The sequence below is a fragment of the Pseudonocardia sp. HH130629-09 genome (genome assembly GCF_001294645.1).
Taxonomy (GTDB): Bacteria; Actinomycetota; Actinomycetes; order Mycobacteriales; family Pseudonocardiaceae; genus Pseudonocardia.
On the sequence record NZ_CP011868.1, the window covers coordinates 1694060 to 1707464 of the forward strand.

General features: G+C 74.4%; 14 protein-coding genes. 5 read left to right on the top strand and 9 right to left on the bottom strand.

The window, feature by feature from the left end; all coding sequences use genetic code 11:
- Positions 1-15 precede the first annotated feature (15 nt).
- Positions 16-1326, top strand: coding sequence for a phosphodiester glycosidase family protein (locus XF36_RS07675; RefSeq protein WP_145981296.1), 1311 nt, complete (start codon positions 16-18; stop codon positions 1324-1326).
- On the opposite strand, the gene XF36_RS07680 is transcribed toward XF36_RS07675, so the two are convergent.
- From XF36_RS07680 to XF36_RS07695, 4 genes are read right to left on the bottom strand one after another with little or no spacing between them, the layout of a single operon-like run.
- On the bottom strand, positions 1284-1934 hold the full coding sequence (locus tag XF36_RS07680; protein WP_238589171.1) for a TetR/AcrR family transcriptional regulator: 651 nt from the start codon (positions 1932-1934) through the stop codon (positions 1284-1286). The two genes, XF36_RS07675 and XF36_RS07680, sit on opposite strands and share 43 nt — an antisense overlap.
- Positions 1935-1961: 27 nt before the next feature.
- The gene (locus tag XF36_RS07685) at positions 1962-3011 is read right to left on the bottom strand and encodes a PDR/VanB family oxidoreductase (RefSeq protein ID WP_060711445.1); all 1050 of its coding nucleotides are present in this window, start codon (positions 3009-3011) and stop codon (positions 1962-1964) included.
- Positions 3008-3919: a metal-dependent hydrolase gene (locus tag XF36_RS07690; RefSeq protein WP_060711446.1), complete on the bottom strand. Its 912-nt coding sequence runs from the start codon at positions 3917-3919 to the stop codon at positions 3008-3010. The genes XF36_RS07685 and XF36_RS07690 overlap by 4 nt, the downstream gene beginning before the upstream one ends.
- Positions 3920-3938: 19 nt before the next feature.
- On the bottom strand, positions 3939-5726 hold the full coding sequence (locus tag XF36_RS07695) for an SDR family oxidoreductase (RefSeq protein ID WP_349675543.1): 1788 nt from the start codon (positions 5724-5726) through the stop codon (positions 3939-3941).
- 128 nt (positions 5727-5854) lie between these two features.
- Between XF36_RS07695 and XF36_RS07700 the strand changes: the two genes are divergently transcribed.
- The 4 genes from XF36_RS07700 (at position 5855) to XF36_RS07715 (ending at position 8494) form a co-directional block, all read left to right on the top strand.
- A complete protein-coding gene (locus XF36_RS07700; protein ID WP_060711447.1) occupies positions 5855-6745 on the top strand; it encodes an alpha/beta fold hydrolase in 891 nt (296 codons plus the stop codon).
- 9 nt (positions 6746-6754) lie between these two features.
- The gene (locus XF36_RS07705) at positions 6755-7558 is read left to right on the top strand and encodes a crotonase/enoyl-CoA hydratase family protein (RefSeq protein ID WP_060711448.1); all 804 of its coding nucleotides are present in this window, start codon (positions 6755-6757) and stop codon (positions 7556-7558) included.
- A 289-nt stretch (positions 7559-7847) separates the two neighbouring features.
- Complete coding sequence (locus XF36_RS07710) at positions 7848-8105, top strand: hypothetical protein (RefSeq protein ID WP_145981297.1); 258 nt, start codon at positions 7848-7850, stop codon at positions 8103-8105.
- Positions 8102-8494, top strand: coding sequence for an alpha/beta hydrolase (locus XF36_RS07715; protein ID WP_060711450.1), 393 nt, complete (start codon positions 8102-8104; stop codon positions 8492-8494). The genes XF36_RS07710 and XF36_RS07715 overlap by 4 nt, the downstream gene beginning before the upstream one ends.
- A 30-nt stretch (positions 8495-8524) precedes the next feature.
- Here the strand turns inward: XF36_RS07715 and XF36_RS07720 are convergent, their stop codons facing one another.
- The 5 genes from XF36_RS07720 to XF36_RS07740 all read right to left on the bottom strand — a co-directional run bounded on the left by XF36_RS07720 (position 8525) and on the right by XF36_RS07740 (position 13316).
- On the bottom strand, positions 8525-9784 hold the full coding sequence (locus XF36_RS07720) for an Nramp family divalent metal transporter (protein WP_060711451.1): 1260 nt from the start codon (positions 9782-9784) through the stop codon (positions 8525-8527).
- A 95-nt stretch (positions 9785-9879) separates the two neighbouring features.
- Positions 9880-10365: a GNAT family N-acetyltransferase gene (locus tag XF36_RS07725; RefSeq protein WP_060711452.1), complete on the bottom strand. Its 486-nt coding sequence runs from the start codon at positions 10363-10365 to the stop codon at positions 9880-9882.
- A gap of 4 nt (positions 10366-10369) precedes the next feature.
- Positions 10370-10996 carry an IMPACT family protein gene (locus tag XF36_RS07730; protein ID WP_060711453.1) on the bottom strand — a complete coding sequence of 209 codons (627 nt, stop codon included), beginning with the start codon at positions 10994-10996 and terminating at the stop codon, positions 10370-10372.
- Between the two features lie 312 nt (positions 10997-11308).
- Positions 11309-11617, bottom strand: coding sequence for a hypothetical protein (locus tag XF36_RS07735; RefSeq protein WP_060711454.1), 309 nt, complete (start codon positions 11615-11617; stop codon positions 11309-11311).
- Between the two features lie 13 nt (positions 11618-11630).
- Positions 11631-13316, bottom strand: a complete 1686-nt coding sequence (locus XF36_RS07740) for a sodium:solute symporter family protein (RefSeq protein ID WP_060711455.1) — start codon at positions 13314-13316, stop codon at positions 11631-11633.
- Positions 13317-13405: the final 89 nt, after the last annotated feature.

Genomic DNA, 13405 nt, shown 5'->3' on the forward strand with positions numbered 1-13405 from the left:
CGGGGGAGTGCGGGCATGGCGGGATGGACGGGCAGCCGGGGCGCGGCGGTGGCGACGGCGGTCGTGGCCGGGCTGCTGGTACCGGTCACCCAGCAGGCGTCCGCGGGTCCCGCCCGGGTCGCGCCGCCCGTCGCGGTCGTCGTCCCCGCGGCGCCCGGGCCCACTGCGGAGACCGCGTCCACTGGCGAGACCGTGTCCACCGTGGCGCTCGGGTCCACGGCGACGTCCGGGTCCACCGGGTCCACCGGGGCCGATGCGCCCGTCGCCCCGGCCCCGCAGGCCCCCGCCATCACCCACCGCGAGGAGCGGGTCGACACCCCGGCCGGGCCGGTGACCGTCGACGTCGTCGTCGCCGACCTGAACCGGGCCGAGCTGCGCGCCACCCTGTTCACCGGTGCGACGGTCGGCGAGCGGTCCTCGGTGCCCGCGCACGCGCAGCGCGGCGGGGCGGCCGCCGCGATCAACGGCGACTTCTTCGACCTGGGGCGCAGCAACGCCCCCGCCGGGCCCTCGGTCCGCGACGGCCGCGCGCTGACCTCCGCCGTCCCACCGGGGCGGCGGCTCGCCCCGGGCGTCCCCGGCGCCGAGCAGGGCGACGTGCTCGCCGTCGACGACGACGGCACCCCGCGCCTGGACCGGCTCACCCTCGACGCCTCCGCGACCGGCCCGCAGGGCCGCCTCCGGATCGACACCCTCAACGCCTACGCCGTGCCGGTCGGCGGGATCGGGCTGTTCACCTCCGACTGGGCGGGCGACCGGGCCGCCACGCTGTGCGGCAGCGACACCGACCGGAACGCACCGTGCGCACCGGACCGGGTCGAGGTGGTCGTCCGCGACGGCGCGGTCACCGCGGTCCGCCCACCCGGCGGGGGAGCGATCCCGGCCGGGGACCAGGTCCTCGCCGGCCGCGACCAGGGCGCCGCCGCGCTGCGACGGCTCGCCGTCGGCGACCGGGTCACCGTCCGGTACGCGCTCACCGCCGCGTCGGGGACACCGCCGCGGACCGCGGTCGGGGCGTCGCCGATCCTGCGCGACGGTGCACCCGTCGCCGGGCTGGACGCCCGCTCCCGCGACCCGCGCAGCGCCGCGGGACTCACCGCGCAGGGACGGCTGATCCTGCTCACCGCCGACGGCCGCGAGTCGACCTCGGTCGGCATCACCCTGGCCGAGACCGCCGAGCAGCTGCGCCGGGCGGGCGCCGTCGACGGCGTCAACCTCGACGGGGGCGGCTCCTCGACGATGGTGTTCCGCGGCCAGGTCGTGAACAGCCCGTCCGAGGACGCCTACCGGCTCGTGCCCAACGCGCTCGGCGTCGTGGAGAACTGAGCGTCCGGGTCGCGGGCCACGGTCACCCCGAGCATCGCGAACAGCTGCTCGACCAGCCAGTCCCGCAGCTCGGAACGGGCCGGCACCCGGCTCGCCTCCAGCCACACCAGTACCGAGCCCTCGACCAGCGCGACCCAGCCGCGCAGCGTCATCAGCTGCAGCGGCGTCGGGTCGGGCACGCCGCCGCGCACGCACAGCAGGTCCACGATGTGGTCGCGCACGCCGTCGACCATCGCGTCGGTCTCCCCGGTGGAGACGACCGAGCCGCTGCGCAGCAGCGCGACGTAGGCCCGCGAGTGCCGGCCGACGACGTCGAGGAACCCGTCCAGCGCGTCGGCGAGCTGGGAGTCCAGCGAACCGTCGGCGGGCAGCGCGACCCGGCCGATGAGCTCCTCGGCGACACTGCCCAGCGCCGCGACGTGCAGCTCCTCCATCCCGGAGAAGTACCGGTAGAACAGCGCCCGGGACACGTCCGCGGCCCGGGTGACGTCCTCGACGGCCACCTCCTCCGGTGAGCGGGCGCCGTAGAGGTCGAGCGCGGCGGACACCAGCTGCGCGCGGCGGGCCTCGGGCGTCATGCGCCGGGGTGGACGTGCGGGTGAGGTCATCACCGACGAGGGTACGGACCCCATGCCTCAGCGCCCGAGGTCGACGACGATCGTCCCGTCCGTGGCCCGCCCGACGCACAGCGCGGTCCGGCCCGGACTGGCCGGGTCGCCCACGGTCGTGCCCTCCACCAGCCGGACGTGGCAGGTCCCGCAGAACCCCTGCCTGCAGGCGTAGGGCACGTCCGGGCGCAGCGCGCGGACGGCGTCCAGCGCGGTCCGGTCGGCCGGGACCGCGACGTCCGGGCCGCCGACGATCCGGACGGTGAACGGGCGGCCGCCGCGGATCGGGGGCGGGGAGAACCGCTCGGAGTGGAACCGCTGCCCGGCGGGCAGCGCCCGGCGCAGCGCCTCGATCATCGGCGGCGGGCCGCAGCAGTAGACGGCGGCGTCCGGGTCGGTCCCGGCCAGCAGCTCGGCCGCCGTCGGGACACCCGCGACGTCGTCGGGGCGGCGGACCACACGGTCCGGGGCGAGCGTGGCGAGGGTGTCGGACAGCGGCATCGACGCCCGGTCCCGGCCGGTGTGCACCAGCCGCCACCCCACCCCCGCGGCGTGCGCCGCCCGGACCATCGGCGCGATCGGGGTGATCCCGATGCCACCGGCGACGAACAGGTACGACGGCGCCGCGGCCAGGGGGAACGCGTTGCGCGGGCCGTGCAGCCGCAGCCGCACCCCGGGGCGCAGGGCGTGCACCTCGTGCGAGCCGGAGCCCCCGGGCACCCGCCGCACCGCGATCCGGTACACCGACCGGTCGCCCGGGTCGCTGCACAGCGAGTACTGCCGCAGCAACCCCGAGGGCAGCTCGACGTCGACGTGCGCGCCGGGCCGCCAGCCCGGCAGCGGCCCGGTGCCCGCCGGGACGAGATCGAGCTCGGCGACGTCGGGGCAGGGGCGGCGCACGGCGTGCACCTCGACGACCACGGTGCGGTCCACCGGGGTGACCGGGCGCCGGTGCCGGCCACCGGCCGTCGCCAGGGTCTGGGTCATCGCGGTGAGCACCGACAACGCGGTCGCCCCGCGGTTCGGGTGCGGCGGCGGCGCGGCCGAGCCCGCGACGGACAGCAGTGCGGGCCTCATGCCGCGGACCCCCCGGCCGGGTCGGCGTGCCCCGCCTCGGCGGCGCGGGCGGCGGGGGAGACCGCGAGGTAGGCCACCGCGGCGTCGGTGTCGCCGTGTGCGGCGGGGTGGAACCGCGGGCTCAGGTAGGTCAGCACGGCGCGGGCGAACAGCCACGGGCCGGGCACCAGCCCACGCCGGGAGTCCCGCAGGTAGTCGCGCAGCCGGGCCCGGCGCTGCGGTGTCCCGCGCAGGTGCGGGTCGCGGGCGCACAGGTGCCGGGTGCCGTCGGCCCACAGCTTCGCCAGCGCCGGCCCGGCCACCGCCATCGCCCGGATCCGGCGCAGCCACCGCCCGTCGAGGTGGGTGTAGAGGTCGTGCGCGACGCTGCGGTGCTCGACCTCCTCGGCGCCGTGCCAGCGCAGCATGTCCAGCATGTGCGGGTCGGCCCCGGCCGCGTCGAGAGCGTCGGCGTCGAGGATCCACGAGCCGAGGACGGCGGTGAAGTGCTCGATCGCCGCGATCAGCCCGACCCGCTCCACCAGCCACTCCCGGGCCGCGTCGCCGGTGAGGCCGCGGTCGCCGAGCAGCTCCGTGAAGATCCACTCGACCTGCTCGACGAAACGGGTCACGTCCACGCCCGCCTCGACGAGGTGGTCCAGCGCCCCCTGGTGCGAGGTCGCGTGCACGGCCTCCTGGCCGATGAACCCGCGCACGTCCTCGGCCAGCGCCTCGTCACGGACCATCGGCAGCGCGCGGGAGAAGACCTCCACGAACCAGCGCTCCCCCTCGGGCAGCAGCAGGTGCAGCACGTCGATCAGGTGCGAGGCGAACGGCTCGCCGGGGATCCAGTCGGTCCGCAGCGTGGTGAAGTCGAACCGGACGTCGCGGGCCTGCAGCGCGATCCGGTCCTCGGTCGGGTCGGTCATGGCGATGCTCCTGGGAGGCTCAGCGGGTCCCGTCGACCCGGGCGAGTGCGCGGACGAGTGCGGGGGACAGCCGGGAGGCGAGCAGCCCGACGTGCGCCTCGGCGGTGACCGGGGCGATCGGCAGGTCCTGCTCGACGGCGCGGACCAGCCGGGCGGCGACGCGCTGCGGGGTGTACCCGCGTCGGGCGTAGGCCGCCGCGACGTCGCGACGGCGGATGGCCTGTGCGGCGTCGTCGGTGCCGGCGAAGCGGGTGGCACCGGTGATCGGGGTGTCGACGAACCCGGGGCACAGCGCGGTGACCCCGACCCCGGCGCCCGCCAGCTCGGCGCGCAGGCACTGCGACAGCATGAGCACCGCCGCCTTGGTCGTGGCGTAGGCCGGCAGCGAGCGCGACGGCAGGTAGGCCGCCGCCGACGCGGTGTTGACGATCGTGCCGCCCTCGCCGTGCGCGGCGAGCAGCGCGCCGAAGTGCCGGCAGCCGTGCACGACGCCCCACAGGTTCACGTCGACGATCCGCTGCCACTCCTGCGTCGTCGTGTCGGCGAACGACCCGGCGACCGCGATCCCGGCGTTGTTCACGACGAGGTCGGGCACCCCGTGCTCGGCGGCGACCCGCTCGGCGAGCGCGGCGACGGCGGCCTCGTCGGCGACGTCGACGACCGCGGCCACCGCACGCCCGGGCCCGTGCCGTCGGGTCACCAGGTCGACTGTCTCCGCGGCGCCGGCCTCCGAGACGTCGGCGACGACGACCCGTCCCCCCAGGTCGGCGAGCCGGCGGGCGATCTCGCGACCGATCCCGCTGCCCGCCCCGGTGACGACGGCGAGCGAGCCCTCCCAGCGCGACGCCCGGCCCGGCCGCCCCCCGCTGCGGACCAGGGCGGCGCCCCGGGCCGCCGCCCGCTCCAGCGCGGGCGCGGTGGTGCCGCCGGAGCGCTCGGCGACGAGCTCGCGGACGCAGCGCGCGACGACACCCGCCCGCTTGCGGACGATCCAGTGCCCGCCGGGCAGGTACCGGACCCGCAGGTCGGGGGCGTACGCGGCGGCGCTCGTCGCCATCGCGGGGGTGACGTAGGCGTCGCCGAGCGGGGCCAGGATCTGCACCGGGACGTCGGTGCGGCGCGGCCGGGGGCGTCCGAGCCGCCGGGGCAGGTTCCGCCGGTAGAGCTCCAGACCGTTGACCGCGTCGCGCACCGAGGGCCGCGGGATCCGCTCGGTCCTCGCCACCATCGCGCCGAGCAGCCCGCTGCGGACCATCAGCTCGGGCAGCACCGGCATCCGGAACGCCAGGGTGTACCAGGAGTGCAGCGCCTGGGTGAGCACCGGCCGCAGGTCGCGCGGGCCGCGGCGGCGCAGGAACAGCCCCACGTGGTCCAGGCACGGGCCGGAGACCGAGGTGAACGACGCGACCCGGCCGTCCATCGCCGAGGGGGCGCCGTCCTCGCGCGTCACGGCGTGCCAGGTCTGGATCGCGCCCCAGTCGTGCGCGAGCAGGTGCACCGGAGAGTCGGGGGAGACGGCGTCGGCGACCGTGCGCAGGTCCGCGGCGAGCAGCTCCAGGTCGTAGCCGGCCGGGGCTCCGGGGGCGGCGGAGCCACCGTGGCCGCGCACGTCGTAGGTGACGACGTGGTGGTCCGCGGCGAGGTCCGCGGCCACGCGGTCCCACACGTGCCGGTCGTCGGGATAGCCGTGCACCGCGACGACCGTCGGGTGCGACGGGTCGCCCCGTTCCTCCATGACCAGGTCCAGGTCGTCCCGGCTGCGCACCGTCCGGACGCGGCCGGCGGGCTCCACCTCGTTGTGAGACACACCGTCATCGTAGAAAACGTGTCAACAAGACGCCACCCCTGGTCACCGCCGCGCTGCCGGGCGTCGTCGGGGCCGCGGGGAGGTAGGTTCTCCACGGCCGTCCCCGCACCACGATCCGAGGTCCCAGCGTGTCCACCGCTCCGCCCACGTGGTTCACCGACGCACTCGCCGAGCCGGGCGAGCCCGGGCGCACCGAGAGCGACGGCGTCGAGATCCGTTTCCGCAGCTGGGGCACCCCGGGCGGGCCCGGCGTGCTGCTCGTGCACGGCGGCGCGGCACACCTGCACTGGTGGGACCACATCGCCCCGCTGCTGACCGAGGGCACCCGCCGGGTGGTGGCGGTCGACCTGTCCGGGCACGGTGACTCCGGGCGCGCACCGTCCTACGACCTGGACCGCTGGGCCGCCGAGCTGCGTGCCGTGATCGACGCCGCGGGCCTCGGCCCGCGTCCGACGCTGATCGGGCACAGCATGGGCGGGTACGTCACGCTCACCGCGGCACTGCGCTACGGTGAGGAGCTGGCCGGGTCCGTCGCCGTCGACTCCCCGATCCGGGACCGGTCGCCGGAGGAGCTGGCGGCACGGGAACAGCGGGCGTTCGGTCCGGTGAAGGTGCACCCCGACCGCGACGCGCTGGTCGCGCGGTTCCGCACCATCCCCGGCCAGTCCGGTGACCTGCCCTACGTGCACCGGCACATCGCCGAACGCAGCATGCGCGCCGTCGACGGCGGCTGGAGCTGGAAGTTCGACCCGCGCATCTTCGGCGGGATCGCGCTGACCCCCGGCGACCTGGGACGGCCGGGCTGCCGGATCGCGCTGTTCCGCGCCGAGCACGGCCTGGTCCCGGCCGACATGGGGGAGATGGCCGTCGACCGGATGGGCCGGGCCGCGCTGGTCGTCGAGATCCCCGGTGCCGGGCACCACGTGATGATCGACCAGCCGCTGGCGCTGGTGACCGCGCTGCGGACCCTGCTCGCGGACTGGGAGCACTCGGTCCCGGTGGTGGCGCCCGCGATCTAGGGTGGGCCCATGACAGAGCAGTCAGAACTGACTTCTTCCGGGACGGCCGCGTCCGACGAGGACGTGTTGGTCGAGCGGCGGGACGGCGTCCTGCTGATCACGATCAACCGCCCGCACGCCAAGAACGCCCTCAACGAGAGCGTCGCGCGGACCGTCGCCGCAGCCGTCGACGAGCTCGACGCCCACCCCGACCTGCGGGTCGGCGTGCTGACCGGGGCGGGCGGGGTCTTCTCGGCCGGGATGGACCTCAAGGCGTTCCTGCGCGGCGAGCGGCCGTCGGTGCCCGGGCGCGGCCTGTGCGGGATCACCCAGACCCCGCCGGTCGCCCCGATGATCGCCGCCGTCGAGGGCTGGGCCCTGGCCGGCGGGTTCGAGATCATGCTGGCCTGCGACCTCGTCGTCGCCGGGCGTGGCGCCCGTTTCGGGGTGCCGGAGGTCAAGCGGTCCCTGGTCGCCGCCGCGGGCGGGGCGCTGGAGCTGGCGAACCGGGTGCCCCGGGCACTGGCGCTGGAGATGCTGCTGACCGGGGACCCGATCGACGCCGCGCGGGCCGAGGCCGCCGGCCTGGTCAACAAGGTTGTCGACGACGGCACCGCGCTCGAGGCCGCGCTGGCGCTGGCCGCGCGGATCGCGGTGAACGGGCCGCTCGGGGTCGCCGCGTCGAAGCGGATCGTGCGGGAGAGCCCGGACTGGGGCGCCGACCGCTGGGAGCGCCACGACGCGATCGTCCGCCCCGTGCTGACCTCGGAGGACGCCCGCGAGGGCGCCACCGCGTTCGCCGAGAAGCGCGACCCGGTCTGGCGCGGTCGCTAGGGGGCCACGCCACTCCGTCGGGTGCCGCACCGATCGTTTCGAATTTTCGTTAAGAAGGTGTCCCTGAGCGTTCACCGTCGAACGGAGACACGATGTCCCTCCCCCTCCGCGCGCCCGCTGCGAGCTGCCGTTCTGGCGGTGGCGACCGCGATGATCGCCACCACAGTGGGCGTCGTCCCCGCCCTCGCGGCCCCGGCCACGGACTGCCGCGAGGTCCGGGTACCGGTCCGGGTCGTGGGTGGAGCGGGGGACATCGCCGGCGCCCTGTGTGCCCCGGGCCGGTGCCTCGGTGCTGCAGGTCCTGGTGCACGGATACACCTACGGGCGGTACTACCGGGACCTGCCGTACCAGCCGGAGACGTACTCCTACGTCGACCGCTCCACCGCCGCGGGCATCGCCACCCTGAACATCGACCGGATCGGCACCGGTGACTCGTTCCACCCGCTCGGCGCCACGCTGACCTACGACAACCACGCCGACGCGGTGCACCAGGTCGTCCGGGCCGCCCGGGCGGGCGAGCTCGGGCGGGCGACCCGACCTACATGACCACCCGGCCCGGCACCCGCTCGGTCTTCTACCGGGTGGAGAACGCCGACCCCGCGGTGATCGAGCTGGACGAGGAGCTGAAGGGAGCCGGCAACGACATCGAGCTCGCCACCGCCGCGACGTACCTGGCCAGGCCGGAGTCGAGGTCGATCAACGTGCCGGTGCTGACCGTCAACGGCGACCAGGACAGCATCTTCTGCTCCGTCGGTGCCTCGGACTGTTCCTCGGCCGAGGCACTGGCGTCCCAGGAGGGGCGCTACCTCGGCCCCCGTGCGGTGTCGGAGGCGGTCGTCCTGCCCGGTGGCGGGCACGACGTGAGTCTGGAACGCACGGCGTCGCCGGCGCACGATGCGATGATCGACTTCATCGAGCGCCACGTCGGGGGCTGACGACGGCCGCCCGGCCGAGACGGCGGGCGGTCAGGCGACGAACGCCTCCCAGATCAGGAAGGCGTTCAGCCCCACCACGACCGCGGCGACGACGACCGCCGCGGCCGTGGTGACGCGGTGGTTGACCAGGTCGCCCATCACCTCGCGGCGCGCGGTCAGCCACACCAGCGGGACCAGCGCGAACGGGATCCCGAACGACAGCACGACCTGGGAGAGCACCAGCGCCTGCGTCGGGTCGATCCCGACGCCCAGCACGACCAGAGCGGGGGCGAGGGTCAGCAGCCTGCGCAGCAGCAGCGGGATCCGGCGGCGCAGGAACCCGGCCATGATGACCTGCCCGGCGTAGGTCCCGACGCCCGAGGACGCGAAGCCCGAGGCGAGCAGCGCGATCGCGAACCCGTACGCGGCGACGGCGTCGAGCTCGTTGCCCAGCCCGGCGAAGATGCCCTCGAGGGTGCTGGTGCCGGGCACGTCGGTGCCGGCGAACAGGGCGGCCGCGACGACCAGCATCGACAGGTTGACCAGCCCGGCCACGCCCATCCCGAGCGCGATGTCGGTGCGCCCGACCCGCAGCAGGAACCGGGTGTCCTCCGGGCCACGGGCGACCAGGCGGCCCTGGGTCAGCGCCGAGTGCAGGTAGATCACGTGCGGCATCACGGTCGCGCCGAGGATGCCGGTGGCCAGCACCAGCGACCCGACGCCGTCGAAGCCCGGGACCAGGCCCGCCGCGAGCGCGGGACCGTCCACGTCGGTGCGGAGCAGGGTGGAGACCAGCCCGACCAGGATGATCGCGAGCAGGAAGACGATCGCCCGCTCGAACGGCCGGTGCCCGCGCGACTGCAGCCCCAGCAGCACGAACGCGATCACGCCGGTGATCACCCCGCCGGTGAACAGTGGGATCCCGAACAGCAGGTGCAGTGCGACGGCGCCGCCGATCACCTCGGCCAGGTCGGTCGCGATCGCGACGAGCTCGGCCTGGGCCCACATGAACCGGTTCCGCCACGGGGTGAGGTGCTCGCGGCACAGCTCGGGGAGGTTCTTGCCGGTCGCGAGCCCGAGCTTGGCCGAGAGCGACTGGACGAGCATCGCCATCAGGTTGGCGACGACGATCACCCAGACCAGCAGGTAGCCGTAGCCGGCGCCGGCGGAGAAGTTCGTCGCGAAGTTGCCCGGGTCGACGTAGGCGACGGCGGCGACGAACGCGGGCCCGAGGACGGCGAGCCTGCCGCGCCACCCGCGTCGGCGCAGCTGCTCCACGCTGACCGGTGCGGCCGTGTCCGTGCTCGTCATGTGCGCCCCCGTGAAGTGATGAGGTCTGGCGAAGACACAGTGTAGGCACGGCTAACTCTGCAGGTACAGAGGTGCAACGATGCAGACCGTGCGGGTCACAGGTAGCGGTGCATCACGTGCAGGCCGGTGGTCGTACCGTCGGGCAGGGCGAACGCGTCGGGCACCGTGCCAACCGTGGCGAAGCCGAGCGAGTGCCACAGCGCGACCGCGCGGGTGTTGGTCGCGACGACGGCGTTGAACTGCATCGCGGCGTACCCGTCCGCGCGGGCGAGGGCCAGCACGTGCTCACCGAGCGCACGCCCGGTGCCGCGCCCGGCCTCGCCGGCGTCGACCGCGAAGCTCGCGGTCGCGACGTGCGAGCCCGGCCCCGGCTGGTTGGGTCCGGTCTTGGCGGTGCCGACGACCCTCCCGTCCCGGACCGCCACGACGACCCGTGCCGGCGGCGGGAGCATCCACATGCGGGTGATCCAGGCGTCGTCGGCGTCGGGCGGGACGGTGTAGGTCCGGCCGTCGGCGAAGATCGGGCGGAGCACGTCGAGGACGGCGGGGAGGTCGTCGGCGGTGGCGGCGCGGATGTGCACGCGCTCAGGGTAGGTAGAGGTCGCGCGGGCCGGCGTCGAGCGCCTCGACGTCGCCGCCGGTGTGCTCGGCGAGCCAGTCGGCGAAGGCACCGGTGTCGGTCTCGGCGACGGCCACGGTCAGCGTGACGTCCGCGCCGTGCGTGACGTCGCACAGCCGGTACGGGGAGTGGTGCAGGTCGTGCTCCAGGCGCCCGGCGCGGTCGTGGCCGACGGCGAACAGCAGCTCGCGGTGCCGGACCCGGCGCAGCTCGCCCACCGCGTCCAGGGTGGCGGTCAGGGCACCGGAGTAGGCGCGGACCAGCCCGCCCGCGCCGAGCTTCGTCCCGCCGAACCAGCGCGAGACGACGGCGACGACGTCGGTCAGCCCGCGGCGGGTGAGCACCTCCAGCATCGGCACGCCCGCGGTGCCCGACGGCTCGCCGTCGTCGCTGCTGCGGGCGGTGAGGTCCCCGGTGGCGGGGTCGCCGATGCGCAGCGCGGTGCAGTGGTGGGTGGCGTCCGGCCCGGCCCGGCGGACGCGGGCGATCACGGCCTGGGCCGCTGCGACATCGGCGACGCGGGCGACGGTGCAGCGGAAGCGCGACCGCGCGATCTCGATCTCGTGCGCGCCGTCGCGGGCGATCACCCGCACGCCGCGATCGGCCTCACATCGTGACCGCGCTCGCGATCGGCGGTGCGTCGGGATCGATTCAGTGCATCCTGGAACGGTCCGGTGACGAGGCCGCCCGCCTCACCCGGCGGGCTCCCTCGTCCACAGCTGGCGGCTCTGCCGCCGACACCGAAGGGAATCCCATCCATGATCGACACACTCCGCGTCCTGCGTTCCGGCCTGACCCGCGTGGTGCGCCGGATCGACGACTACACCCTCGCGGCGTTCAACCCGGTCTACCCGAACCGCGCCGGCCGCGAGCGCTGAGGGCACTCCCGGCCGGCGTGGTCCGGGTCAGTCCTGCTCGTCGGCTGCCGGCGGGGCCAGCTTCAGCGGCCGCAGGTACACCCACAGCACGAACAGCACCCCGATCACCAGCATCCCGATGCCGGTGTCCAGGTTGAGGTTCGTACCGCCGGTCTTGGCGAGGTTCTCCGGGTCGTTCCCCGACACGATGCCCATGATCAGCAGCACGATGCCGTAGACCCCGAACAGCAGGGCGATCACCGACCGCAGGTCGAACAGGTTGGCCGCGGTCGTCGAGACCGGGGCGTCGGTCCCGGCGCGGTCGCCGGGGGTGTGGTCTGCACTCTTCGAGTTCATCGCAGGTCTCCGCTCAGCCGAACGCGATGTAGAGGACGACGGTCATCGCGAGCACCAGCGCACCGAGCACACCCGGGCTGCGGTACCAGCCCGCGTCGTCGCCGTCGGTGGAATGGGTGCGGGCCTCCTTGGGCGTGAGGCTCCAGGTCAGACCGACCAGCTCGGCGTCCGGCTTCGGGGTGGTCACCAGCGAGACCCCCGCGGCCACGCCGACACCGACGACGAACGCCGCGATGGCGCCGACGAAGCTGCCCGCCTGGCTGGACATCGTCCAGACCTCGGTGCGCACCAGGATGTCGACGAGCACCGCCGCGGCGGTACCGGAGAGCAGGCCGATCCAGGCCGACGGCCCGGTCATCCGCTTCCAGAACAGACCCAGGATGAAGATCGCGAACAGCGGTGCGTTGAAGAAGCTGAACAGCGACTGGATGTAGTCCATCAGGTTCGCCGAGCCCGAGGCGATGAACGCGGTGCCGATCGCGAGCACGCAGCCGACGATCGTGACCAGCCGGCCGACGCCGAGGTAGTAGCGGTCGGCGCGGCCCGGGCGCACCCAGTCCTGCCAGATGTCGTAGGTGAACACCGTGTTGAACGAGCTGATGTTCGCCGCCATGCCCGCCATGAACGCGGCCAGCAGGCCGGCGATCGCGACGCCGAGGATCCCGTTGGGCAGGACCTCCTTCATTAGCAGCGACAGCGCGTTGTTGTAGGTGATGCCCTCGACGGCGTCGCCGCCGCCGGACTTCACCGCGGCGATCTGCGGGACCAGGATCCCGGCGATCATGCCCGGGGTCACGATGACCAGCACGACCAGCGCCTTCGGGAACGCACCGATGATCGGGGTGCGCCGGGCGGCGGACATCGACTTGGCCGACAGGGCGCGCTGGACCTCGGCGAAGTTCGTCGTCCAGTAGCCGAAGGACAGGACGAACCCGAGGCCGAACACGATGCCCAGCACGGACAGGAACGGGTTGGCGATCTCGGTGAGCGGGGTGCCGGGCCAGGCGTTGAGGTCCGCACCGCCGCTCGGGCCCTCGGTGACCGCGCGGGTCAGGCCGTCCCAGCCGCCGACCCGGTTGAGCCCGGCGACGGTCAGCGGGATCAGCAGCGCGAGGATCACGAAGAACTGCAGGACCTCGGTGTAGATCGCGGCGGACAGCCCGCCGAGGGAGATGTAGCCCAGGACGACGACGGCGGCGACCGGGATCGCCAGGTACAGCGACCAGCCGAGCAGCGCCTCCAGGACCAGGCCCAGGGAGAACAGGTTGACCCCGGCGATCAGGATCGAGGCGACCGCGAAGATCACCGCCTGCACCCGCTGGGTGGTCTTGTTGAACCGCTTGAGCAGGAACTCCGGGACGCTGCGGGCCTGGGAGCCGTAGTAGAACGGCATCATCACGATGCCCAGGAACACCATCGCCGGGATCGCGCCCAGCCAGTAGTAGTGCACCGTCGGGATGCCGAACTGGGCCCCGTTGGCGACCATGCCGATGAGCTCGATCGCGCCGAGGTTCGCCGAGATGAACGCCAGGCCGGTGATCCAGGCCGGCATCGACCGGCCGGACAGCAGGAAATCGAGGCTGGAGGAGACCGAGCGGCGTGCCGCGAAGCCGATGCCGAGCACCAGCACGAAGTAGAAGGCCACCAGCAGGTAGTCGACCAGGTTGGGGTTGAGGCGCAGGACCTCCTGGGCGGTCATGCCGTGCCCTCCCGGGCCGTCCCCGGGGCCCGCCGGGCCGTCTCGTGATGCTCCATCTCGGATAGCTCCTCGCCGTCGAGTGCGTGTGC

Coding starts and splice junctions, on each gene's coding strand:
- XF36_RS07675 (WP_145981296.1), top strand. CDS start 16: ATGGCGGGATGGACGGGCAGCCGGGGCGCGGCGGTGGCGACGGCGGTC.
- XF36_RS07680 (WP_238589171.1), bottom strand. CDS start 1,934: ATGACCTCACCCGCACGTCCACCCCGGCGCATGACGCCCGAGGCCCGC.
- XF36_RS07685 (WP_060711445.1), bottom strand. CDS start 3,011: ATGAGGCCCGCACTGCTGTCCGTCGCGGGCTCGGCCGCGCCGCCGCCG.
- XF36_RS07690 (WP_060711446.1), bottom strand. CDS start 3,919: ATGACCGACCCGACCGAGGACCGGATCGCGCTGCAGGCCCGCGACGTC.
- XF36_RS07705 (WP_060711448.1), top strand. CDS start 6,755: ATGACAGAGCAGTCAGAACTGACTTCTTCCGGGACGGCCGCGTCCGAC.
- XF36_RS07715 (WP_060711450.1), top strand. CDS start 8,102: ATGACCACCCGGCCCGGCACCCGCTCGGTCTTCTACCGGGTGGAGAAC.
- XF36_RS07720 (WP_060711451.1), bottom strand. CDS start 9,784: ATGACGAGCACGGACACGGCCGCACCGGTCAGCGTGGAGCAGCTGCGC.
- XF36_RS07735 (WP_060711454.1), bottom strand. CDS start 11,617: ATGAACTCGAAGAGTGCAGACCACACCCCCGGCGACCGCGCCGGGACC.
- XF36_RS07740 (WP_060711455.1), bottom strand. CDS start 13,316: ATGACCGCCCAGGAGGTCCTGCGCCTCAACCCCAACCTGGTCGACTAC.